Annotated in this window: 17 protein-coding genes and 1 pseudogene; 14 read left to right on the top strand and 4 right to left on the bottom strand. The window is 73.5% G+C overall.

Annotation, left to right across the window (positions count from 1 at the left end; all coding sequences use genetic code 11):
* Positions 1 to 121 precede the first annotated feature (121 nt).
* Positions 122 to 1,393 carry an amino acid deaminase gene (locus tag QIY60_RS08370; RefSeq protein ID WP_283141835.1) on the bottom strand — a complete coding sequence of 424 codons (1,272 nt, stop codon included), beginning with the start codon at positions 1,391 to 1,393 and terminating at the stop codon, positions 122 to 124.
* Positions 1,394 to 1,528: 135 nt separating this feature from the next.
* Between QIY60_RS08370 and QIY60_RS08365 the strand changes: the two genes are divergently transcribed.
* The 4 genes from QIY60_RS08365 (at position 1,529) to QIY60_RS08350 (ending at position 5,469) form a co-directional block, all read left to right on the top strand.
* Positions 1,529 to 2,674, top strand: a complete 1,146-nt coding sequence (locus QIY60_RS08365; RefSeq protein ID WP_283145858.1) for a sugar kinase — start codon at positions 1,529 to 1,531, stop codon at positions 2,672 to 2,674.
* The gene (locus tag QIY60_RS08360) at positions 2,671 to 3,435 is read left to right on the top strand and encodes an IclR family transcriptional regulator (RefSeq protein ID WP_283141834.1); all 765 of its coding nucleotides are present in this window, start codon (positions 2,671 to 2,673) and stop codon (positions 3,433 to 3,435) included. The genes QIY60_RS08365 and QIY60_RS08360 overlap by 4 nt, the downstream gene beginning before the upstream one ends.
* On the top strand, positions 3,432 to 3,872 hold the full coding sequence (locus tag QIY60_RS08355; RefSeq protein WP_283141833.1) for a RidA family protein: 441 nt from the start codon (positions 3,432 to 3,434) through the stop codon (positions 3,870 to 3,872). The genes QIY60_RS08360 and QIY60_RS08355 overlap by 4 nt, the downstream gene beginning before the upstream one ends.
* 118 nt (positions 3,873 to 3,990) lie before the next feature.
* On the top strand, positions 3,991 to 5,469 hold the full coding sequence (locus QIY60_RS08350; protein WP_283141832.1) for a gluconate:H+ symporter: 1,479 nt from the start codon (positions 3,991 to 3,993) through the stop codon (positions 5,467 to 5,469).
* Between the two features lie 423 nt (positions 5,470 to 5,892).
* Here QIY60_RS08350 and QIY60_RS08345 read toward each other — a convergent pair whose 3' ends face one another.
* Complete coding sequence (locus tag QIY60_RS08345; RefSeq protein WP_283141831.1) at positions 5,893 to 7,245, bottom strand: M14 family metallopeptidase; 1,353 nt, start codon at positions 7,243 to 7,245, stop codon at positions 5,893 to 5,895.
* A gap of 289 nt (positions 7,246 to 7,534) precedes the next feature.
* Between QIY60_RS08345 and QIY60_RS08340 the strand changes: the two genes are divergently transcribed.
* From QIY60_RS08340 to QIY60_RS08325, 4 genes are read left to right on the top strand one after another with little or no spacing between them, the layout of a single operon-like run.
* Entirely contained in the window at positions 7,535 to 8,641 is a 1,107-nt protein-coding gene (locus tag QIY60_RS08340; RefSeq protein WP_283141830.1) for a hypothetical protein, read from the top strand.
* Positions 8,638 to 9,300: a hypothetical protein gene (locus tag QIY60_RS08335; RefSeq protein ID WP_283141829.1), complete on the top strand. Its 663-nt coding sequence runs from the start codon at positions 8,638 to 8,640 to the stop codon at positions 9,298 to 9,300. Before QIY60_RS08340 ends, QIY60_RS08335 begins: the two co-directional genes overlap by 4 nt.
* Before the next feature lie 3 nt (positions 9,301 to 9,303).
* Entirely contained in the window at positions 9,304 to 9,957 is a 654-nt protein-coding gene (locus tag QIY60_RS08330; RefSeq protein WP_283141828.1) for an RES family NAD+ phosphorylase, read from the top strand.
* Positions 9,958 to 9,974: 17 nt separating this feature from the next.
* Positions 9,975 to 13,688, top strand: a complete 3,714-nt coding sequence (locus QIY60_RS08325) for a CHAT domain-containing protein (protein ID WP_283141827.1) — start codon at positions 9,975 to 9,977, stop codon at positions 13,686 to 13,688.
* Here QIY60_RS08325 and QIY60_RS08320 read toward each other — a convergent pair.
* Positions 13,669 to 15,561, bottom strand: coding sequence for a caspase family protein (locus QIY60_RS08320; RefSeq protein WP_283141826.1), 1,893 nt, complete (start codon positions 15,559 to 15,561; stop codon positions 13,669 to 13,671). The two genes, QIY60_RS08325 and QIY60_RS08320, sit on opposite strands and share 20 nt — an antisense overlap.
* A gap of 158 nt (positions 15,562 to 15,719) precedes the next feature.
* Between QIY60_RS08320 and QIY60_RS08315 the strand changes: the two genes are divergently transcribed.
* The 6 genes from QIY60_RS08315 to QIY60_RS08290 all read left to right on the top strand — a co-directional run bounded on the left by QIY60_RS08315 (position 15,720) and on the right by QIY60_RS08290 (position 21,651).
* Entirely contained in the window at positions 15,720 to 16,244 is a 525-nt protein-coding gene (locus QIY60_RS08315) for a hypothetical protein (protein WP_283141825.1), read from the top strand.
* 61 nt (positions 16,245 to 16,305) lie between these two features.
* Complete coding sequence (locus QIY60_RS08310; RefSeq protein WP_283141824.1) at positions 16,306 to 18,078, top strand: hypothetical protein; 1,773 nt, start codon at positions 16,306 to 16,308, stop codon at positions 18,076 to 18,078.
* Positions 18,075 to 18,263: a hypothetical protein gene (locus QIY60_RS08305; protein ID WP_283141823.1), complete on the top strand. Its 189-nt coding sequence runs from the start codon at positions 18,075 to 18,077 to the stop codon at positions 18,261 to 18,263. The genes QIY60_RS08310 and QIY60_RS08305 overlap by 4 nt, the downstream gene beginning before the upstream one ends.
* 5 nt (positions 18,264 to 18,268) lie before the next feature.
* The gene (locus QIY60_RS08300; protein ID WP_283145857.1) at positions 18,269 to 18,817 is read left to right on the top strand and encodes a hypothetical protein; all 549 of its coding nucleotides are present in this window, start codon (positions 18,269 to 18,271) and stop codon (positions 18,815 to 18,817) included.
* Between the two features lie 67 nt (positions 18,818 to 18,884).
* On the top strand, positions 18,885 to 20,450 hold the full coding sequence (locus QIY60_RS08295; RefSeq protein WP_283141822.1) for an AAA family ATPase: 1,566 nt from the start codon (positions 18,885 to 18,887) through the stop codon (positions 20,448 to 20,450).
* A gap of 154 nt (positions 20,451 to 20,604) precedes the next feature.
* Positions 20,605 to 21,651, top strand: a complete 1,047-nt coding sequence (locus QIY60_RS08290) for an RICIN domain-containing protein (RefSeq protein ID WP_283141821.1) — start codon at positions 20,605 to 20,607, stop codon at positions 21,649 to 21,651.
* Positions 21,652 to 21,910: 259 nt separating this feature from the next.
* Here QIY60_RS08290 and QIY60_RS08285 read toward each other — a convergent pair.
* Positions 21,911 to 22,201, bottom strand: a pseudogene (locus QIY60_RS08285) (GNAT family N-acetyltransferase); the annotation flags it as partial.
* Positions 22,202 to 22,326 lie beyond the last annotated feature (125 nt).

Below are 22,326 nucleotides of genomic sequence, written 5' to 3'. Positions count from 1 at the left end.
GGCTGCCCCCAGACCCCCTCTTTGTCTGCGGACCGTGGATGGCTGGTCGCGCAGTTCCCCGCGCCCCTAGGGGGTTAGGGGCGCGGGGAACTGCGCGACCAGCCATCCACTGTCCGCAGGGTTAGAAGTACGTACGGATGTAGTCCGTCACCGTGCCGTCCGTCTCCACCAGGGGGATCAGGGGCCACTTGTCGAAGCTGGTGCAGGGGTGGGAGAGGCCGAGGCCCACCCAGTCGCCTACCTCCAGGTCCACGTCCGGGGCCGTGCGCAGCCAGGCGTGCTGGTCGGAGAGGGCGGTGACCTCGATGCCGGTCGCGGGGCGCTCGACGCCGTCCCGCGCCCCGCGCACCACCTGCGCCTCGGGCAGGTCCAGGTCGTACGCCGCGTCCCGCTTGCCCGCGTTCACGAACGCCTGGTCGGGGCCGGGCCGGGAGACGACCTGCGCCCACAGGCGGAAGGCGGGGTGCAGGGCGCCCTCTTCCGGGATGCGGTTGAACGGTGTGACCCGTCGGTACTGGCCGTCGTCGTGCGAGACGTACGCGCCCGAGCGCAGCAACTTCAGTACGGGAAGGGAGAGTTCGGGGATCTCCGCGAAGGTGTCCGCCACCGCGTCGAACCAGGCGCTGCCGCCCGCGCTGACCACGATCTCGTCGAGTCCCGCCCCCGAGAAGCGGCCCGCCTTGTCGAACTCGGAGGCCAGCGCGGTCAGCCTGCGCAGCCAGGCCGCGACCCGCTCCGGGGTGGCCCCGGGGACCTCGGCCTCGTACCCCGCCACGCCCACCAGGCGCAGGGTGCGGGTCGCGGCCACGGCGTCGGCGACCGCCGTGCACTCGGCCTCGGTGCGGGCGCCGGTGCGGGCGCCCTCGCCCGCGCCCAGCTCGACGACGACGTCCACCGGGCGGGCCGCGCCGACAAGGGCCGCGTCCATCAGCTCGACCCCGCGCACCGAGTCCACGTAACAGATGAACCGGAACTCGGCGTCCCGCGCCAGCTCGGCGGCGATCCACTTCAGGGCCGCCGCGTCCACCAGCTCGTTGGCGAGGAAGATCCGCCGGATGCCGAACGCGCGGGCCACGCGCACCTGGTGGGGCACGGCGAGCGTGATGCCCCAGGCGCCGTGGTCGAGCTGGCGGGCGAACAGCTCGGGGGCCATCGTGGTCTTGCCGTGCGGGGCGAAGGCGAGGCCGTGCCGGGTCGCGTACGTCTCCATCAGCGCGAGGTTGTGCTCCAGGCGCTCGGCGGAGAGGGCGAGGACGGGGGTGGTGAAGCCGTCCGTGAACAGGTTCCGGCGCTGGGCCGCCAGCTCGCCGACGGTCAGGCCGTCGGCGTCCGGGGGGAGCCCCTTGAAGCGGTGGTCGACGCGCTCTTCGGCCAGTCCTGCCAGGAACCCCATGGAAGCCTCCCGTGATGCGTTGCACTATATGCAACGCCCGTTGCGTGTGTCGCTTACTGCTGTCTAACATCCGGGCCAACGCCGGGTCAATGGTGCGCCGGGGCGAGGTGCGGGGAGTGTGGGCGCGTGGTGGATGTGGATGTCGTCTGTCTCGGGGAGTCCATGGTCACCTTCCTGCCGTCCCGGCCCGGGCGCCTCGCCGACGTGCCGTCCTTCGCCCGGGGGATCGGCGGCGCCGAGTCCAACGTGGCGTGCGCGCTGGCGGCCGCCGGGCACGCGGTGAAGTGGGTCAGCCGGGTGGGGGCGGACGGCTTCGGGGACCACCTGGTCGAGGCGGTGGGCGCGTACGGGGTGGACACGTCCGGGGTGCGGCGCGACCCCGGTCGCCCCACCGGCGTGTACTTTCGCACCGCCGACGACCGGGCGGCCGGGACGCACGAGGTCGCGTACTACCGGGCCGGGTCGGCCGCTTCCGCGATGTCGGTGGCGAATGTGCCGTGGGGTGAGGTGTGGGCGGGGCGGGTGTTGCATCTGTCGGGGATCACGGCGGCGTTGTCTTCTGGGTGCCTGGAGCTGATGCGTGCGCTGGTCGCGCGTCGGGTCGGGCGTCCGCTGGTGTCGTTCGACGTCAACCATCGGGCGGGGTTGTGGCGCGACGCGACGGGGCCGCGCGTGCTGCTCGAACTGGCCCGGGGTGCGGACGTGGTGTTCGTCGGTGAGGACGAGGCGGAGGAGGCGTGGGGGTTGCGGGGGCCTTCGGCGATCCGGGAGGCGCTGCCGGAGCCGGGTGTGCTGGTGGTCAAGGGGGGTGCGCGGGGGGTGACCGTGTTTGAGTCCCCCACCCCACCCCTTCCCGAAACTCTCCGAGGGAGCGATTCGGCTGCGGACCGTGGTGGGTTGCTCGCGCAGTTCCCCGCGCCCCTAGGAGGGCCCTCCGGGCCCATTAAGGGGCGCGGGGAACTGCGCGAGCAACCCCCACCGACGGACGGCCGGACGACAGCCGTTCCCGCACCCCGCGTCCGCGTCGTCGCCCCCACCGGCGCTGGGGACGCCTTCGCCGCCGGGTTTCTGCACGGCACCCTGCGAGGGCTCCCCGCACGGGAGCGGGCGCGCTTCGGGCACCTGTTCGCCGCCGCCGCGCTCACCGTCCCCGGTGACCACGCGGCTCCGCCGCCCCGCGCGCACGCCGACCGGCTTGCCGCTCTGGACGACGACGCCTGGGGGAGACTTCGTCTCGGCCCCGGGTGGACGGGGGAGGAGCAGGAGGTACGTACGTCATGAGCCAGACCGTCGACCGGGCGCTGAGCATTCTGCCGCTGCTCGCGCAGGGCCCCGCCGACCTCGGGCAGGTCGCCGAGCGGCTCGGGGTGCACAAGTCGACCGCCCTGCGGCTGCTGCGCACCCTGCACGAGCACGGGCTCGTCTACCGCCAGGAGGACCAGCGCTACCGCCTCGGCGCCCGCCTCTTCGCGCTCGCCCAGGAGGCCGTCGAGAACCTCGACGTACGGGAGATCGCGCACCCCCACCTCGTCGCGCTCAACGAGCGGATCGGACACACCGTCCACCTCGCCGTGTACGAGGACGGCGAGGTGCTGTACATCGACAAGGTCGAGAGCCGCTATCCGGTGCGGATGTACTCCCGGGTCGGCAAGCCCGTCGCCATCACCGTCGCCGCCGTCGCCAAGCTGCTCCTCGCCGACCTGCCCGACGCCGAGCGCCGCGCGGTGGCCGACAAGCTCGACTACCCCATGTACACGTCCCGTTCGACGCCGAACGCAGCCGCGTTCCTGAAGGAGCTCGCGGCCGTACGCGAACAGGGCTGGGCCACCGATCTCGGCGGCCACGAGGAGTCCATCAACTGCGTGGGCGCGCCCGTGCGCGGCACCGACGGCCGCGTCGTCGCGGCGATGTCCGTCTCCGCCCCCAACGTCGTCGTCACCGCCGAGGAACTCCTCGGCCTCCTCCCGCTGGTGCGCCGCACCGCGGACGCCGTCAGCCGGGAGTACTCCGGCAACATCCCTGAGAAGGAAGGCAGTTCATGACCGAGAAGAACGAGAAGCCCGAGAAGAACGAGAAAGTCGCTCTTACCCCCGCCACTCACACCGCCCCGCCCGCCAAGTTCTCGCACGGTGTGCGCAAGGGGAACATCCTCCAGGTCGCCGGGCAGGTCGGGTTCCTGCCCGCCGAGGAGGGCAAGCCGCCCACGACCGCCGGACCGACCCTGCGCGCGCAGACCCTCCAGACCTTCGCCAACGTCAAGGCGATCCTGGAGGAGGGCGGCGCCACCTGGGACGACGTCATGATGATGCGCGTCTACCTCACCGACGTCGGCCACTTCGCCGAGATGAACGAGATCTACAACGCGTACTTCGAGGAGCAGGGCCTGAAGGCGCCCGCCTCGGCGCGTACGACGGTGTACGTGGGCCTGCCGAAGGGCCTGCTCATCGAGATCGACGCGCTGGCTGTGCTGGACGCCTGATCTTGCCCTTAGTACGACCGCTCCACAGGCCGCACGGAGCGGCGCCCCGGACCGCCGGGGCGCCGCCCCGCGGTCCCCCACGCCTTGGAACAGCCCTGCCAGCCCTGGGAGTCCTCGCATGTCGTACCCGCTCGCCGCCACCGCGCCCCCGCCGCCCCCGCCGCACACCGGCGGGATCCTCCCCCTCGTCGGCGGCACGACCGGTCTGCTGACCGTCGCCGCCCTGGGGATCGCCCTCCTCCTCTACCTGATCATCAAGGTCAGGCTCCAGCCGTTCGTGGCGCTGCTCGCCGTCTCCATAGCCGTCGGCCTCGGGGCCGGTCTCTCTGTAACCGAGCTGTTCGGTACGGTCCAGAAGTCCGCCGCCGTCTCGACGGTCGAGTCCGGCATGGGCGGCATCCTCGGGCACGTGGCGATCATCATCGGGCTCGGTACGATGCTGGGCGCGATCCTCGAAGTCAGCGGCGGAGCCGAGGTGTTGAGCGCCCGGCTGCTGGCCCTGTTCGGGGAGCGGCGTGCGCCCCTCGCCATGGGCCTGACCGGCCTGGTCTTCGGCATCCCGGTCTTCTTCGACGTCGGCATCTTCGTCCTGGCGCCGATCGTGTACGCGGCCGCGAAGCGGTCCGGCAAGTCGATCCTGCTGTACGCCATGCCGCTGCTCGCGGGCCTGTCCATGACCCACGCCTTCCTGCCGCCGCACCCCGGCCCGGTGGCGGCCGCCGGGCTGTTCCACGTCTCGCTCGGCTGGGTGATCCTGATGGGCGCGGTGGTCGGCCTCCCGTCGGTGGTGGCGGCCTGGGCGTACGCCGCGTGGATCGGCAAGCGGATCTTCGTCGAGGTGCCGCAGGACATGGTGGAGGCGGCGGAGGAGGCGCGGGCGGCGGTGGCGGCGGAGCAGGAGGCGGCGGGGGTGACGCCGCCGGAGAAGCCGGTTTCGTTGGCGACGGTCCTGGCGATCATCGGTACGCCGCTGCTCCTGATCCTGTCGGCCACGTTCTCGTCGATAGCCCTGGACCCTTCGCGCGGGCGCTCGGTGATCGAGTTCTTCGGCAACCCGTTCGTGGCGCTGACGATCGCGCTGGTGCTCGCCTATTACCTGCTCGGCATCCGGCGGGGCTGGTCCCGCAAGTCCCTGGAGACGGTGTCGACGGCGTCGCTCAAGCCGGTGGGGAACATTCTGCTGGTGGTGGGTGCGGGTGGGGTCTTCGGCGCGGTCCTCAAGGCGTCCGGGATCGCGGACGCGCTGGCCAGGACCTTCCACGACGTCGGCCTCCCCGTCATCGTGCTGGCCTGGCTGATCTCGGTGGCCCTGCGGGTGGCCCAGGGGTCGGCGACGGTCGCGATCGTCACGACTGCGGGCATCGTGGTGCCGCTGGTCGAGGGCGCGGACTACTCCCAGGCGCACCTGGCCCTGATCATCATGGCGATCTCGGCCGGCTCGATCTTCGCGTCGCATGTCAACGACGGGGGGTTCTGGATGGTGTCGAAGTACTTCGGCATTACGGAGCGGGACACGTTGAGGTCGTGGACGGTGCTGGAGAGTGTGCTGGCGGTGGTGGGGGGTGGGGTGGCCGCGCTCCTGAGCTTGCTGATTTAGCCCCACCCCGCCCCTTCCCGAGACCCTCCGGGGGTGAGGGGGCGAAAGGCGGTCACCAGGGACTACGCCCCCGGACCCCCGAGCGGGGGCTCCGCCCCGGGTCCCTGGTTTGTCTGCGGGCCGGTGGGGGCTGGTCGCGCAGTTCCCCGCGCCCCTTGAATGCCGCTGCGCGGCATCCGCTTCTAGGGGCGCGGGGAACTGCGCGAGCAACCCAGCACGGTCCGCAGGCGAACGGGGTCTGGGGCGAAGCCTCCGGCAGCCCACCCACCCCTGCCCGGGGTCCGGGGCGTAGCCCCGAAGCGGGGTGCAGGGGCCGCAGGCCCCGCCACGGGGTCCGGGGGCGTAGCCCCCGGGAAACCCACCTCCACCCCCACCCACCCCCGGAGGGTTTAGGGAAGGGGCGGGGTGGGGCGGAATCTCGGGTCAGCCCGTGCAGTACTGCTGTTCCTTGCCGATCGACCGGTACATGCAGTCCGCGTTCTCCAGCAGCTGCAGCACCGCGTCCTTGTTGCGGGACGTCTCGCGCTCGATCACCTCGTCCGGCGGGTAGAAGCCGCCGTTGCCCGACTCGGGATACATCTCGAACGTGTAGCTGAAGATCTTCTGGGTGCCCCAGAGGTAGTCGTCGATCGTGCCGTCCGTGATGTACAGGTCGCTGGACTGCTCCGGCGTATACCCGTTGGACGCCGCCATCTTCCCGCCCACCGCCGCGAACGCGTCGTGGTCGTCCTGCGTCAGCCCCGGCGCCGTGTTGTTGTAGGTGTAGCCGTACGGCCACAGCACCAGCTCGCTGTACGTGTGGAAGTCGATCCCCGCCTTGATCTGCTGCTTGCCGCCCACCACCCGGCTGCGGGCGAAGTCGGAGACGACCTTCACCTCGGGGGCGGACTCGGGGGCCGTGCCGCGGTACGTCTCGGAGCCCCTGTTGGAGGAGGAGCCGCCGCAGCAGCCCCACTTGTAGTTCCAGTTGCGGTTCAGGTCCGTACCGACGTACGAGGAACCGGAGTTGGGCTGGCGGTTCTTGCGCCACGAGCGGTAGGAGCCGGTCGCGATGTCGTACTCGCCGCCGTCCGGGTTGAGGTCCGGCACGATCCAGATCTCGCGGTTGTTCACCATGTTGGTGATGCGCGAGTCCTTGCCGTAGCCCGCCCCGAACTCGCGCAGCAGGTACAGCGCCATCTCCACCGTCAGGTGCTCGCGCGCGTGCTGGTGGAAGGTGAAGAGGACCTCCGGCTCGTTCTCGTCCGTCGCCACGTTGTCGCTCACCTTGATCGCGACGATGTCCCGCCCCTGGTACGACTTGCCGATCACGCGCTTGCTCATGATCGAGGGGTAGGCCGCCAGGCGCTGGTCGATCTCCGTCGTCATCTCGGCGTAGTTGTGGTACCTGGAGTCCGCCGGCGGGAAGTCGAAGGGCTGGGCCTCCACCCCGTTGGTGCGCTTCGACGGTCCCGGCAGCGCCTTGAGCCTGTAGCCCAGCGTGCGCAGGTTCCTCGCCTGCGCCGCGTCCGCGCTGACCACGACCGTGTGCTCGTGCACCTCGTCGATGGCCACCCCGGTCGCGGCGATGGCGGTGCGCGCGGCGGGCGTGGCCGGGCCGTGGATCTCGTACTGGGTGGTGGCCTCGTCGGCGGCCACGTCCGCGCGTTCGCGGGGTGACGGCGCGGGGGACGCGGTGGCGTGGGCGGTCAGGGGTGCGGCCAGGGCCATCGCGAGGAGGGCCGCGAGGCCCGCCGAGCGTCTGGCGGTGCCGCGCGTGCGCGTACGGAGTCGCATGAATTCTCCTGGGGATGTGGAGGTGGGGGTGTTCATGTCGACGTTGCTGTGGGGTGGTTCTCGGCTCGCCTCCCGAGCATCTGCTTATGGCATGTCAGCGTCAAGATGGCTTGTCCTTCATCCGTCCGGGCATAGGTGATATCTCGTCAAGAACCTTTTCGCCACCGCCGGTTCGACCTGGAAGCGACCTGGCCGCGACCCGAGTGCGACCGGCCCCCGGCGGACAATGGGAACCCGAGGACCGGAGCGGGGTTGTGATGCCTGCGCGTGCGGTGCGATTCTTTGCGCCATGCCGCACACTCAACTGCCCGACCACGGGGCGGTCCTCGCGGAGGTGAGGGAAGTGCGGCGGGCCGGGGTCGTCCGACTGCGGGAGCTCCGGGTACCGGCTCTCGCCGCGATAGCGGACGGCCTGGAGGCGGCGGCCCCAGGGGCACCGCACTTCCCCGCCGTCGAGCGGCTGCTGCGGCTCGCGGTCTCCCGCATCGGCGGCGGCACGCTCCAGGAGGCCGCCGAGTACAGCCTCGGGCTCGCCCAGGGCACCCGCGACTGGCCGGCCGCCGACCGCCGCAAGCGCGCCGCGCAGGTCTACGGCATCAGCGTCGAGCGCTTCCGCAAGCATCATGAGCTGATGGTGCTCGGCGAGGTCGCCGAGCAGATCGTCCGCATGGCCCCGGTGGGCCGTACGGTCGTACAAGATGCCCCCGTCGTGATCTTCCCCGGCACCCGCCGCGCGGCACCCCGCCTCACCCCCGCCCACCGGCGGCTGCGGGTCCGGTCCACGCGGATCACCGTCCACGTCCACCCCGCCGACCTGCTCCGCGACGTCGACGTGGTGGTCTCGCCCTCCAACACGTACTTCGCGCTCCCCGAGGCCTACAAGTCCTCCGTCGCCGCCTCGCTGCGCCGCGCGGGCGCCCTGCGCGACCCGGCCGGCGGGCTCGTCGAGGACCGGATACACGACGAGTTGCGGGCCTGGGTCGCCCGGCACGGCAGGCCCGGCGGCGCCGTCGCCCCCGGCACGGTCGCCGTCACCGGCGCCGGGGCCATGGAGCGGCAGGGCGTGCGGCGGCTCTACCACGCGGCCGTCGCCGTGCCCCGGGCCGGCACCAACGACTACGACGTGCTGCCCGCCGACGTCACCCGCGCCGTGGCCCGCGCGTTCGCGCTGCTCGGCGAGGAGGCCGGGCGCCACCGGCCGCCGCTCGCCTCCCTGTGCCTGCCGCTGCTCGGCGCCGGGCGCGGCGGGCTCGCCCCGGCCGAGAGCCTCGCCGCCGTGTGGGCCGCCGTCGAGGCGGAGCTGGCCCGGGGCGCCCGCTGGGACCTGCACTTCGTGGTGCGGCGCGCCGAACGCGCCGATCTGATCGAGCAGTTGCTGGGGGCGGAGATCGCGTGAATCCCTATGCCGTGCTGGCGGCGGCCGCCGCCGAGTGGGACACCGTCGGGCCCCGGCTCGACGCCGACGTACGGGAGGAGCTGGCCGTACTGCTCGCGCGCGTACGGGCCGCCGCCCGGCTTGAGGCCGATCCCGCCGGTACCGCCGAACGCGCCGTGGAGCTGCTGCGCACGCGGCTGCCCGACCGGTTCGGGCCCGGCCGGTTCGCCCCCACCGCGTTCCTGCCCGACGCGGACGAACTGGACGCCACCTATCTGGGCTTTCGCGCCGAGGACCTCGCCGTCCTGCTGCTCGACGGCCACCGGATGGTCGGGCCGGTGCTCGGCGCCGTACGGGAGCGGCTGCTCGCGGCCCCGGCGGTGGACGGCGACACCGTGCTGCGCGCGGGCGGCGACCCGTACGCACCGGGGCTGGTGCGGCTGCGCGGCGAGGGCGGGGTGCTGCGGCTGCCCGCCTTCCAGTTCTCCGAGGGCACGCTGCCCTGGCTCACCGTCCTGGAGGTCAACGAGGTGCTGCGGGCCGACACCGACCCATGGGGCGCCGCCGACTGGTGGCTGTCCGAGAACGCCTGGCTGGGCACCGAGCCCGTACGGCTGCTCGGCACCCCCGACGACCGGCGGCTCGCCGCGACCGCCCGCCATCTCGTCGAGGGGGAGTAGCCCGTGCCGAACTACCAGCCGCCCGCCGCGATGGCCGGGACTCCGGCCAAGGTGACCCTGGCGGCCGGGACCGTGCTGTACCGGGTGCACGCCGCGCGCCGGGCCGGGCACTCCTTCAACCCCGTCCCGGCGCACTGCCTCTACGGGGGCGGCCGGTTCGACTCGACGGGCTGCGACGCGTACGGCTATCTGTACGCCGGGCTCAGCCCGGAGTCGGCGGTGAGCGAGACGCTGCTGCACTCGCTGCCGTTCGACCCGGCCGGGGGCGCCCGCCTGGTGCCCAAGGTCGCGGTGGCGGGGCGGCGGCTGACCGTGCTGCGGCTGACCACCGGGATCGACGTGGTCTCCCTGGTGACCGGGCACGAGCTCGCCGCCGTCCACCAGGACAGCTGGCTGGTCCAGGCCGAGTCGCGGGACTATCCGTACACCCGCGACTGGGCGCACTGGATCCGCCGCCACACCGAACCGTGGGCCCAGGGCTTCCTGTGGGCCTCCAAGCGCGAGCCGGGCGACCGGGCGGTGGTGCTCTTCGGCGACCGCTGCCCGCCGGACGCGCTCGCCGCCACCGCCGACGACTCCGTCGAGTTCGCCACCCCGGCGGGCGAGGAGTGGCTGAACTCCGTCCTGCTGCCCTACCACGCGCGCCTCGCGCCCTGATGAGATCCGGACTCCGCGTGCCCGAGAACGACGACCTGAAGGCAAACCTCAACGAACTGTGGGCCGAGCGGGCCGCGTTCATCGACTCGGACGGGACGGCCGAGGAGCGGCTCGCCCTGCTCGACCAGTCCGTACGCCACCACGAGGCGCTGCTCGACGCGCTCGCGGACGACGCCCCGGAGGCCCCGGAGCTGCACGAGGCGCTCGGGTTCCTCCGCCAGCAGCGGGCGCTGCTCAGCGACGAGGGCGAGGACCTGCTGCTCTCGGCCCGCCACTACGCGGCCGTGCTCGACGCCGCCCACCCCGACAGCGACCTCCCGCTGGTGCGCTACAGCCGGGCCGTCTCGCTGATGCTGCACGGCCGCGCCACCAGGACCCGGACCGAACTGGAGGAGGCGCGCGCCGAGTTCGACACGGCGGCCGGCGAGGCGCGGCGGGCGGGCGGCGAGCGGCCGTCCTGGGCGGAGGACGCCGAGTACAAGCTGGTGCTGTGCCGGGCGCTGATCTGGACGATGTGGCAGGACGAGGCGCAGGCGGCCGCCGCCGAGGCCGAGCTGGGGACCCTCTTCGCCGCCGACCCGGGAGTGGAGGAGCGACTGCTGCCGCAGTACCTCGACTTCTTCGGACGTGTGCTGTACGAGCGGGGGGTCGTCCGGGGGGACGCGGCGGCCAAGGACCGTGGCGTACGGCTGCTGCGGCGCGGGCTCCTGGAGTGGGAGCCGGAGCGGGACGGGCGGCTCGCGGCCACCGCCACCCTGCTCTGCGTGGCCCAGCAGACCCGCTACCGCGACGACCCCGACCCGGAGCGGCTGCGCGACGTGGCGCTCGCCGCCCGCGCGGTGATCGGGGAGGAGGACGCGGAGAAGGAGCTGCGGGACATGGCTGTCCTGATGCTCGGCTGGGCCCGCCAGATGCTCGCCGAGCACGGGCTCGGTGACGACAGCGAGGGGCCGGACGTCTCCTTCGAGGAGGTGCGGAGCGTCTACAAGTCGATGATGGACGGCGTCCAGGACGGCACCTACCAGCTGGACTACGGCGAGGAGGGCTACTTCGCGCTGATCAACGACGCCGCCTCGCCGGACCGCGCCAAGCACGGCTTCGACCACGTCTTCGCCAAGTGGAGCGAGCTGGAGCCCGGCAGTGTCGAGCACACCCGGGGCGCGGCCGCCCTCCTCGCGCACCTGCCGATGTTCGACCCGCACGGCGACCAGGTCACCAAGGAGCAGAAGGACGCGCTGACCCGGGCCGTGCTGCGGCCGGGCCCCGACGACGACCCCGACTGGCGGCGCCGGGCCCACGCCGTGGCGGGCGGCGCGCTGCTCACCGAGGAGCTGGCGGCCGGGGCCGGGGCCCGCCTCGACGAGGTCCTCGCCCACTTCGACAGCGCCGACGAGGGTCCCGGCGTCGGCGCCGACCTGGGCCTGGTGCGGATGATGGCGACCGTGCACCGGGGCCAGATGAGCGGCACCGCCGACGACATGGCGGCGGGCGCGCAGGCCTGGCGGCAGCTGCGCGAGAACCCGGAACTGCCGCCGTACGCACGGCGGTTGATGGACGCCCAGCAGTCCGGCTACGACGCGGCGCAGGCGGCCCGCAGCGGCGATCTGGCCGCCACGGACGGGCACATCGCGGCGCTGCACGCGGCCATCGGCACGCTCGCCGAGGACGACACCTCCCGCATCGAGCTGTGGACCCTCCTGGAGAACGCCCGCTCGGCCCGCGACGAGCTCGCCGAGCGGCTCGGCGCCCCGCCCGCGCCCCCGCTCGCCGGCCGGCCCACCGCCGCCGAACTGCGCCGGGGAGCCGCCCGGTTGAGCCGCGACCACCGGGCCTGGGTGCTCGGCGACGGCGGCATCGCGCGGGTGCGCCGGGCCGGGCTCGCCGGGGACGTGGAGCGGATCCGGGAGTCGCTCGCGCTGATCGAGGAGGGGCTCGCGCTCAGCGACGAGGGCAGCGACAGCTGGCTGCGCTACTCGCACACGGCGGGCAGCGTGTACTGCGGGCTCGCCTCCGGGGAGCGGCTGCCGTACCGCCGCACCGAGCTCCTCGCCAAGGGCATCGGCCTCCTTGAGGCGGCGACGCGGCAGGCCGCCGGGCCCGGGCACCGGCTCTGGGCGCAGGCGGCGCTCGCGCTCGGCCGGGCGTACCGCACGCGCGGCCGGACCGGGGACCGCGCGGCGGGCCGCCGCTACGGCCTGGACGCGCTGCGCGGCCACGCCTGGGCGGCGCTGCTCCAGTCCGGCACGGCCGACGCCGCCGAGGCCGCACGTCTGGCCACGGCCATGTCCCTGGAGGTGGCGGCGTGGTGCCTGGCGGACGGGGCGCCCGAGGAGGCCGTGCAGGCCCTCGACTCCTGCCGGGGCCTGGTCCTGCACGCCGCCACCACCTCTTCCTCGGTGCCCGAACTCCTGGAGGGCGGCGGCCACGACGCGCTGGCCCGGGAGTGGCGCGCCACGGGCGCGAGCGCCGACCTGGTGCCGAGCGCTCTGCGCCGCAAGGCCCTCTCGGCGCTGACGGCGGACGGCACCACCGGGGACGGCGCGGGGGCCGCCCGGCTCCTCGACACGCCCGCGCCCGGCGAGATCGGCGACGCCCTGAAGGCGCTCGGCAAGGACGCGCTGGTCTATCTGGTGCCCAGGTCCGAGGACGGCGGGGGCATCGCCGTCCTCGTCACCTCGCGCGGCGACGTGCACCACGTACCGCTGCCCCGGCTCACCGAGGACGCCGGGCCGCTGCGGGAGTACGAGCCGGCGGCCCGGGCCGCCGGGCGCGACGTCGGGCCGGTGCCGGGCTGGGGCGGGGCCGCACCGGCGCGGCCCCTGCGCGACCAGCTCGACCGGCTCTGCTCCTGGGCCTGGTACGCCGCCGTGCGCCCGCTCTTCGACCTCTTCGTGGTGCCCGACCGGCCCGGCCGGGTGCCCCGGCTCGTCCTCGTCCCGATGGGGGCGCTCGGCCTGGTGCCCTGGCACGCGGCGTGGGCGCCCGACGGCGACGGGGCGCGGCGGCACGCCATCGAGGAGGCGGAGATCTCGTACGCCGCCTCGGCCCGGCTGCTCTGCGAGGTCGCCGCCCGCCCCCGCACCCCGCACACCGGCTCGGCCCTGGTGGTGGGCAACCCCACCGGCGACCTGCGGTACGCGGGCGAGGAGGCCGACGCGGTGTGCCGGGCGTTCTACCCGGACGCGCGCTTCCTCGGGCTGCGCACCGGCGACGGCACCCCGGACGAGGTCGCGCACTGGCTGCGCGAGGGCGGCGACGGCGGGGCCGTGCTGCACCTGGCCTGCCACGCCGCCGTCGAGGAGAGCCGCAGCAGCAGCGCCTACCTCTCCCTCAAGGGCGGCGAGCTGGCCGCCGAGCAGCTCACCGGCACCCTGCGCGGCCAGCTCGGCCTCGTCTTGCTCGCCGCCTGCCGCAGCCATGTCTCAGGCCGTGGCCACAACGAGGCCTACAGCCTGGCCGCCGCCTTCCTGGTGGCGGGCGCCCGCTCGGTCGTCGGCTCGCTCTGGCCGGTCCCGGACGACGCCACCTCCGTGCTGATGTTCATGACCCACTACTTCCTGCGCCGCGAGGACGAGACGCCCGTACGGGCCCTGCGCCGCGCCCAGTTGTGGATGCTGGACCCGGCGCGCGAGCTGCCGCCCGAACTGCCGCCGGTGCTCGCGGCCCGGGCCGGCGCCATCGACCCGGCGGACCTCAGCGCCTGGGCGGGCTTCACGCACCTGGGCCAGTGACGTCCGGCCCCGGCACGACCGTCCGCAGCGCGATCGTGCGCGTCGCCCACTGGCCGGGCCCGGCCGCCAGAGCCGGGCCGACGTCCCGGCCCCCGGGCCCGGCCAGCCGCAGCACACCGTCCGGGGCGCCGCTGCCGCGTGCCCCCGGCCCATACGGATCCCACGCCCCCAGCCGGAACGGCACCGTGTTCAGCTCGCCCTCGGCCACGATCAGCTTGAGCCAGTCGCGCGCGTACGCCCCCGGGCGCGGCGCCCGGGTCGCGGGCAGGCTCAGCTGTAGGGGCTGGCCGTCGAGGGCGTATCCGGTGTGGCCCGGGGCGATGAAGTGGCCGGGGAAGAGGGTGGAGTTGATGGCGTACCGGTCGTTGAGGTCGAGCAGGACGCACCACAGCGGGCGGTCGCCCACGTTGCGCAGCCGGACGGAGACCCACGGCTCGCGCGGCCCGTCGTAGGCGCGGACGATCTCGCCGTCGCCGTCCGGCACCAGCGGCTCCTCGTCGCCCCACGGCACGACCTCCACCCGCACGTGCCCGCGCAGCGGCGAGGTGCGCGCCTCCAGGTCGCGTATGCCGTGCCAGTGGGCCAGATGCGTGAGGCAGTCCGCGACCCGGGCGGTGTCCGCCGGGTCGTACAGCGGCAGCGGCGCCACGAACGGCGAGCCGTCGCGCCGCAGCACCCGCACCTGCCCGTCACCGTGTGCCTCGACGCGGAGGAGCAGCCCGGCGGACTCGGCTTCCGGGCCCGTCACCAGACGTACGACCGGTGAAGTGAGGTGATCCGCGAGCGACTTGGCGAAACCTTCCGGCCCGGCGACCGTCACGGCGGCCGACGCCAGCGGCGTCGAGGTCAGCGCCACCGGATGCACCCGCCCGGCCTCCGGCGCCCACCCGTCAGGGTCCACCAGCGTGCGGTCCGCCAGTACGGCCCGGGCCGCCAGCGAGCCCCCGCCCGGACCGGTCGCCGTGAACTCGGTGCCGGGGCCGCCGGGCAGCCCGTGGACCCGCCCGCAGTCCACCTCCCAGCCGTCCGCCCCGAACCGCAGCAGGTGCGGGCTCGGCGTGCGCGGCGCCCCGCCCAGGAACGGGGTGTCCGCGAGGCCGCCCGCGTCGGCCGGGAACAGCACCGGGTGCTGCTCGAACCGGGCGCGCCGCACCCGGGCGTGCGCGGCGGCGAGCAGCTCCCGGTAGGTGGCGTCCGGGCCCGCCGTGCGCAGGGCGTCGAGCAGCGCGTGGGTGAAGACCCCGCGCCGGACGAGAGGGCCGGACGCACTGGGGTCCTCGGGCGCGTAATCCGCCTCGTACGACAGCTGGTTGAGGCGGCTCGCCGCCAGAAGTACGTGGCCGGGTGCGCGCTGGGGGCCGCCCGTGTCCCGGGGTGCGGCGGGCGGGAGCCAGGACGGGTCGGGCGGGGTGAAGCGCGCGGCCCGTCGTGGATCCCGGGTGCCGCCGCCCGAGAAGCAGCAGTCGAGCACCGCCGCCACGTGCGCGCCGCCCGCCGCGAGCCCGTCCAGGAGCGCGCCCAGGCGCTTGTCGGGCAGCGGCCCGTCCACGCAGACCAGCGCCTGGCTGCGGCCGGTCGCCTCCACGGCCAGTTCCTCGGCGGTGCCCAGGACGAGCTCGGTGCCGTGCCCGGAGAACCACAGCAGCGCCGTGTCGTCGGGCCCGGCCTGCCCGAGGTGGTCGCGGAGCGCGGACTCGACGGCGGCCGTGGTGGCCTCGCCGTCGAGCAGCGTACGGACCGACAGCCGGTCGCCGACGCGGTGTTCGAGGGCCCGCCGGGCCGCCAGGACGTCGTTCACACAGCCCGAGAGCCGGGCATGCCGGGGGCCGCGGTAGGCGTCGATGCCGACGAGCAGGGCGTAGATCATTCGCATGGGCGGGAGTCTGGCAGCAGAACCTGGCCGGAAACAGGTCGTACCCCGGTCGCGGTCCGGGCGCCGGGGCCACAATTCCCGTTCCGGTACCCACGATTGACGCTGACTCACTAGTCTGCCTGAGTCCGCCCGCACGACCCATGATCTCCGGGGGAACCATGGGACCCATCGAACGACCCCGCCGCGTGGTGCAGCCGCCCGCGACCGGGCCCGTCCAGCCGCTCCAGCACGGCGCACCGGCGCGGACCGGCCACCAGCCGTGGCAGCCCGCGCCGAAGGAGCAGACCTCGCAGCGCCGGGGCGCCACCGCCCCGCCCCTGCGCCACGCGCTGTACGGGGACCGCTCGCCGGAGTTGCGGGAGGCGCTGTCGCGCCTCGACGCGCAGGTCGACGAGGCCGCGCGCAGGCAGCTCGCGGACTGGATCCGCAAGGAGTACGAGGTCCAGCACACCGCGATCCCCGTCGGGTTCGTCACCAAGTGCTACCTCGGCGCCCCCTTCGTGGACCACATCCTCGACCTCGCCGGAGCGATCGTGGAGCACTACGCGCCCGGCACCCCCATGCCCGAGCCCTTCACGGCGGGCCGGATGCTGGCCCGCTCCGGCTCGTACGTCTGTGTCGAGGTGTACGGGGACGGGCTCGTGCTGCCCGTGCTGCCGGACGGCTCGGTCGTCCACCCGTGAGCACCCCCGCAGACGCGCACCCGTACACGTACATCTGACGCACCCCGATCGGAGACACCGCATGGCTGACGTCGACTACTCCCTGCACAGGAAGGTGCAGGAAGTCAGCGGCCTCGTCGTCCGGCTCAGCGAGCAGGTGGGAGCCGTGGGCGGCCAGGTGGCCGCCGTCGACGCCAACCAGCAGCGCACCCGCACCGAACTCCAGGAGCTGCGCGACGAGTTCCGCGCCTTCGTCCAGCAGGCCCAGCTCACCGCGAACGTCCAGCGCGCGGAGACCCGCGTCGGCGTCATCCAGGACCAGGTCGACCACGAGTTCGGGCACCACAAGGTGGTGCGCCGCACGGCCGTCGGCATGCTCCAGGCGTTCGACGTGGGCCTGGTCTCCGAGGAGACCGTGCGCGCGGTCAGCGAGCAGCTGATGATCCAGACGCCCCGCTACTGGCTCGCCCCGGCCCTGGTCGCGCTGGCGGCCTGGTCGGCCGACGACCCGGGCCTGTGCGGGCGCGCCGTGGAGGAGGCGTTCCGCCGCTCCTCCCACCGCACCTCGCTCTTCTTCGCCCTGGTGCTGCGCCGCCAGAACCGCCGGGACGAGTCGGTGCGCTGGCTGCGCCACTATCTGCTCGCCCAGGACCCGGCGCACCTCGGCCGGGAGTTCGCGGTCATCCTGGAGTCCATCTCGCAGGGCGCGTTCGGCCCGGCGGGCCGCGAGCTGCTGCGCACCACGCTCGACGGCTGGCGCGAGACGATGCTGAACGACGACGCGGCGCAGCGGGCCCAGATCACCCGCTGGCGCGCCGAGCTCGACTCGCTGCGCCCGGCCGCCCCGCAGGGCGAGTACCCGGTGCTCGCCCAGGTCTCCCCGCAGGGGCCGCAGCTCGCCGGAGTCCTGTCGTCGGCCCGCGTCCAGCGGGTGGCGCACGACAAGTACCGGGCGCTCCTGGAGCGGGAGTTCACCACATCGGACCGCATCGAGGACGCCGTCGACGACATCCTGGACCGGCTCGTCTCCGAGTACGACAACGAGGAGCTGCCGCTGCGGCGCGACCTCGCCTTCAACCACGCCGTCATCGACCACGGCGGCGACCTCACCGCCGCGAAGGGCGCCGTCGACACGGACTCGGCCGCGTACGAGGAGACGCTGGACTATCTGACCGTGCAGACCACGGCCGCGCTCAGCCCGGAGGCCATCGGCACCTCGGTCGCCACCCAGCGGCTCGCGGTCGCCGCCTGCCGGGAGTGGTTCCGCCACGCGCACCAGCAGTTCTCGGCGGACTACCGGGGGGCCGTGCCGCAGGACGTGCAGGCGAGGTTCGGCGGCGCGTACCCGATCGCCGGGCGCACCTTCCAGCTCCCGCCGTGGACCGGCTCGTACACCCAGCCGCTGCCGGGCCTTGAGCAGCAGCTCGCCGCGCACTGGGACACCCACGCGCGCTCCTTCCTCGCCTCCTTCGCCTATCCGCTGGCCCGCAAGGTGACCCCGCTGGCGCTGGTGCTGCTGGGGATCCTGGTGATCGGCTTCGGCATCAGCGCGGGCGTGACGCTCACGGTCATGGCGATCACGGCCGCCGTGTGGGGCCTGGTGATCAACCAGGGGCTGAGCGCCGCCCGCAAGGTCGAGAACGCCGCGAAGACCCTGCTCGACCAGTCCAGGCGCGACGCACTGCACCAACTGCGGGCGGGATCGGCCGAGTTGACCGACTGGTACGAGTCCTACCGCGCCGCCGACGCCGTGGAGCCGCGGCTGCGCGAACTGATCGACTCGCTGGGGGCCGCCCTTGACGGCGCCTCCCCCTTCGACGGCCGTACCGTCCGCAAGGAAGGCAGCAACGCATGACCGTCCCCCACCAGCCCCCGCCGCCGGACCGCCCCGCGCCCTCGCCGTGGGCGGCCACCGCCGCCAAGCCCGGCGAGCGCGTCACCACCCGGCTGCGCCGGATCGTCGACGGCCTGCCCGACTGGTCCCCGCTGCCGCCGGGCGAGACGCTGGTGCGCCGCCGACGCGACCCCGGAGGGCTGTGAGCACGATGTGGGGGCACGGCGGCAACTACCAGACGTGGACGGACCATCTGGCCCGCTGGTCGCGCGGCGAGCGGGTCGACGGGCGCGGGCTGCCCGCGCTGGAGCGGGGCGACTACCACCAGGACACCTGGGTGCGGCTCACCGACCAGCTCACCCGGGCGCTCTCCACCCGGCTCCAGGGCTGGGCGGACGACCTGACCCGGGCGCTCAACGCGGAGCAGGACGAGTTCGCGGCCGCCCGCGCGCTCGTCCAGGCCCGGTCGGGGCTGCACGCGGTGCGCGCCCTGGCCGGGCACCCCTCGCTGACGCCCGAGCTGCGCACCCGGTTCCTGGGGCTCGTCGACGGCCAGATCGCGGACCTCCAGCGGCAGTTGGAGACCCAGCTCGACCGCCTCGGCCGCACCGGCGCGGACCCGCGCTGGATCGAGGCGAGGCGCCGCACCCTGCGCGACAACCCGCTGACGGGCGGCGCGGCGCCCGGCGCGACCGAGGCCCCGCAGCCGTGGGCGTACGACCCGACGGCGACACCGCGCCGCAGAATCGTCACGGACTGATCCGGTCCGAGCGCCCGCTGACCTTTTCGTATACGTACGCAACCGATCCGACCGGAGAAGCCCCCGCATGCCCAACTACGCCGAAAGCCATCGCGACCTCGACAGCTACATCTCCGCCCGGGTGCCGGTCATCGGGATGCGCACCATCGAGCAGCAGCGGGCGCTGCGGCTGGTGCGGGAGGTGGCGACGCACCCCCGGCGCAGCAGCATGCCGTTCTGGATCTACACCCGGGCGACGGGCCTGCGGGACCTGCGCACCAACGCGCCGCTCCAGGAGGACCGTTCGCTCACCGGGGCGATGGAGTACGCGGCGTCGCAGTTCACCGCCCGCCCCAACGCCACGCTGGTCCTGGTCGACCCGGACGACCTGGAGGGCGACACCCCGCTGACCCGGCACATCGCCGAGGTCGCCCGGCTCGCCGGCAACAACTCCGGCTCGATCATCCTGCTCACCGACACCCCGGTCTGGAGCGGACTCCAGCGGCTCGGCATGAGCCTCCAGCTGGACCTGCCGGACGCGGACGAGATGTACGGGGTGCTCGCGGGCTTCCTCACCGACCACCAGGGGATCATCCCGATCGCCTGGAGCGAGGACGACGCCCGCCGGGCCGCCGAGACGCTGCTCGGGGTCACCGAGGCGGAGGCGGTCAACCTGATGGCGACGGTCGCCGCCAAGGGCTCGGTCGACAAGGACGACGTGCCCGCGCTCGCCCAGTCCAAGGACCGCATCTTCAGCGATCTGACGGGCCTGGTGAAGGTCCAGCTCAAGGACGCCGACTACACGGTCGGCGGGCTCTCCAACCTGCGCGACTGGCTGCGGCGCAAGAACCAGCTGATGCAGGCGGACCTGCGCCACACCGAGATCCGGCCGCCGCGCGGGGTGCTGCTCGTCGGCGTCCCCGGCTGCGGCAAGTCGCTCTCCGCCAAGGCGATCGCCGCCGAGTGGAAGCTGCCGCTCTACCGGCTCGACATGGGAGCCATCCACGGCAAGTACCTCGGCGAGTCCGAGGGCCGCTTCCGGGAGGCCCTGGAGACCGCCGACCGGGTGGCGCCGTGCGTGCTGTGGATCGACGAGATCGAGAAGGGCCTGGCGGGCCGGGACGACGGCACGGGCGTGCCGCAGCGGATCATCGGGCAGTTCCTGTTCTGGCTCCAGGAGTCCCGCTCGCGCGCCTTCGTGGTCGCCACCGCCAACGACGTCCGCAGCCTGCCGCCCGAGCTGCTGCGCAAGGGCCGCTTCGACGAGCTGTTCTTCGTGGACCTGCCGGACGCGCAGGACCGCAAGGAGATCATCCAGCTCTACTACCGCCGCTACGTGAAGGCCGAGCCCGACCCCGACCAGCTGGCCCGCCTGATCGACCTCTCCGAGGGCTTCGCGGGCTCCGACATCGAGGGCGCGCTGCACGACGTGGGCGCGGAGGTCTACCTCGGCGGCGGCGCGGAGGCCCTGCGCCCGTCCTTCGTCATGGACACCTTCGCCAACACGATCCCGCTGAGCCGCAACAACCCCGAACAGATCGAGGAGATCCGGGCGTGGGGCCGCGAGCGAGCGGTGGCGGCGGGCCGCACGGCGGGGGCGGCGACACAGGGGGTGCCGGGGCCGGCTCGGCGGATCGTGTTCATGGAGGACTGACGGGGGCCGCGCCTGCTGCCTGGGTGCGGTTCGGCGGGGCTGGGGCGTACCGGGCGGTGGCTTGAAAAGGCCCGGCGATCTTGTGTGCGTCGTGCGTGCTGGGGATCATGGCGCGGCCTGCCGCTGTGGATGCGGTGGGCGGGGAGGAGCGGCTGTGGCCGCCAGTGATTTCGAGGGTGACAAGCCCGAGTTGACGATCGTGTCGTTGGGGCATGCCGGGCACGGCAAGACCACGACGGCCGATGCGCTGAACAGGTGGCTGTGGAGGGCCGCGAGGACGGAGGCTAGGGAGCCGGAGACGACCCCGGGCAGCGGTGTCCGCCGCTTCGGGTACGAGACGTCCCGGCGCCGCTACACCCACCTCGATGCGCCCAGTGGTGACGTTCCGGGCCTGTTGAAGACCGGGCCCGTGGACGGGGCCGTCCTGGTCGTCGACGCAGGGGAGAGCATCATGCCGCAGACCCGGGAACAGGTGAGCGAGGCCCGTGCGGCCGGCGTGCCCGCGATCGTCCCCCTCCTCAACAAGTGCGATGAGATCGATGATCCGGAGCTGCTGGATCTGGTCGAGGGCGAGATCCGCGACCTGCTGAGCCGTTACGGCTACGACGGCGCCAACGCTCCTGTCGTTCGGGGCTCCGCCCGGGGAGCCGCGAACGACGACCCGCGGTGGATCGATACGGCGCGACAGCTGGCCGAGGACCTGGACACCCACCTGCCCCGGACCGGGGTGTTACGGGCGCGGATTCCCGCCCGGGCCCGCCTGGTGGCCAAGCACAGCGGCAAGGTGCTGGATGTCGCCGGAGGCGCCGGGACGAACGACAATGGTGCGCGCATCCACCAGTGGGAGTGGAAGGGCGGTGACAACCAGAAGTGGAGCATCGAGCCGGTCGGCGACGGCTACTACCGCCTCAAGGCCAAGCACAGCGGCAAGGTCCTGGACGTCAGCGGAGGTGCGGGCGAGACCCGCAACGGCGCACGGGTCCACCAGTGGGAGTGGGTGAACGGCGACAACCAGAAATGGCGCATCGAACCCGTCGGCGACGGCTACTACCGTCTGATCGCCAAGCACAGCGGCAAGGTCCTCGACATCGACGGCGGCGCCGCGAAGAACGACAACGGCACGACCGCCCAGCAGTGGGACTGGGTCGACTGGGACAACCAGAAGTGGCGCCTGGAACCCCTCCAGGACAGCGACTGGTAAGCCCTCCCAGGGCACCTGCACCGCCGAATGGTGCGCGGCGGCTGGCGTATAGGCCGCCGCCGACCGCCGCCGCACAGCACCCCCGCGAGCCCGACCCCCCTCGGACAGGCCCTAGTCCTCGTGGTCCAGTGCCAGCAGCATCGCGTGGAACAGGGGGAGCGTTCTCCAGGCGGGGCCGCAGGTCGCCGAGGATGCGCCAGCCCCAGCTCTCGTACAGCGCACGTACTTTGGGGTGGGTCTGGTCGACGAGGAGGGTGGCGCGTTCCTCGGGGCGCGGGGACAGCAGCGCGTCGTGCAGCCGACGGCTGATGCCGGTCCCGCGCCAAGGCTCGCGGACCATGAGTTCGGACAGGGCGTACGTGCGGGTGCCGGTCTCGGCGGTGACGTGGGCGGGCACCTCGGTGAGCAGACCGCCCCACCAGCGGGCGCCTTCGGGCAGCGGGGCGCCGTAGGCATAGCCGACTGCCCGACCGTCGCTCGCGTAGCCGACGACGCAGCTCCAGCCGGGCCTCGCCGACCAGCCGTCCAGTCCCTGCGCGAAGCGCTCCACGGTGGCGAACGGGTGGCTCTCGGCGGCCTGTTCGTAGACCTCGGCATAGACCTCCAGGAGCAGGGGGCGCAGCTCGCGGGCGTGGTGGTGGTCGTAGTGGCGTATGTCGATCCCGCTGGTCACAG

The sequence above is a fragment of the Streptomyces sp. BPTC-684 genome (assembly GCF_030028635.1).
Lineage (GTDB): Bacteria > Actinomycetota > Actinomycetes > Streptomycetales > Streptomycetaceae > Streptomyces > Streptomyces noboritoensis.
Note: the sequence above shows the minus strand (reverse complement) of the source record. Positions and strands in the feature narration are given on the sequence as shown.

Bases quoted from the DNA above. Each gene is read 5' to 3' on its own strand.
- QIY60_RS08355 (WP_283141833.1), top strand. From the start codon at position 3,432: ATGACCGAGAAGAACGAGAAGCCCGAGAAGAACGAGAAAGTCGCTCTT.
- QIY60_RS08300 (WP_283145857.1), top strand. From the start codon at position 18,269: ATGTGGGGGCACGGCGGCAACTACCAGACGTGGACGGACCATCTGGCC.
- QIY60_RS08310 (WP_283141824.1), top strand. From the start codon at position 16,306: ATGGCTGACGTCGACTACTCCCTGCACAGGAAGGTGCAGGAAGTCAGC.
- QIY60_RS08315 (WP_283141825.1), top strand. From the start codon at position 15,720: ATGGGACCCATCGAACGACCCCGCCGCGTGGTGCAGCCGCCCGCGACC.
- QIY60_RS08295 (WP_283141822.1), top strand. From the start codon at position 18,885: ATGCCCAACTACGCCGAAAGCCATCGCGACCTCGACAGCTACATCTCC.
- QIY60_RS08340 (WP_283141830.1), top strand. From the start codon at position 7,535: ATGCCGCACACTCAACTGCCCGACCACGGGGCGGTCCTCGCGGAGGTG.
- QIY60_RS08320 (WP_283141826.1), bottom strand. From the start codon at position 15,561: ATGCGAATGATCTACGCCCTGCTCGTCGGCATCGACGCCTACCGCGGC.
- QIY60_RS08370 (WP_283141835.1), bottom strand. From the start codon at position 1,393: ATGGGGTTCCTGGCAGGACTGGCCGAAGAGCGCGTCGACCACCGCTTC.
- QIY60_RS08360 (WP_283141834.1), top strand. From the start codon at position 2,671: ATGAGCCAGACCGTCGACCGGGCGCTGAGCATTCTGCCGCTGCTCGCG.
- QIY60_RS08350 (WP_283141832.1), top strand. From the start codon at position 3,991: ATGTCGTACCCGCTCGCCGCCACCGCGCCCCCGCCGCCCCCGCCGCAC.
- QIY60_RS08345 (WP_283141831.1), bottom strand. From the start codon at position 7,245: ATGCGACTCCGTACGCGCACGCGCGGCACCGCCAGACGCTCGGCGGGC.
- QIY60_RS08305 (WP_283141823.1), top strand. From the start codon at position 18,075: ATGACCGTCCCCCACCAGCCCCCGCCGCCGGACCGCCCCGCGCCCTCG.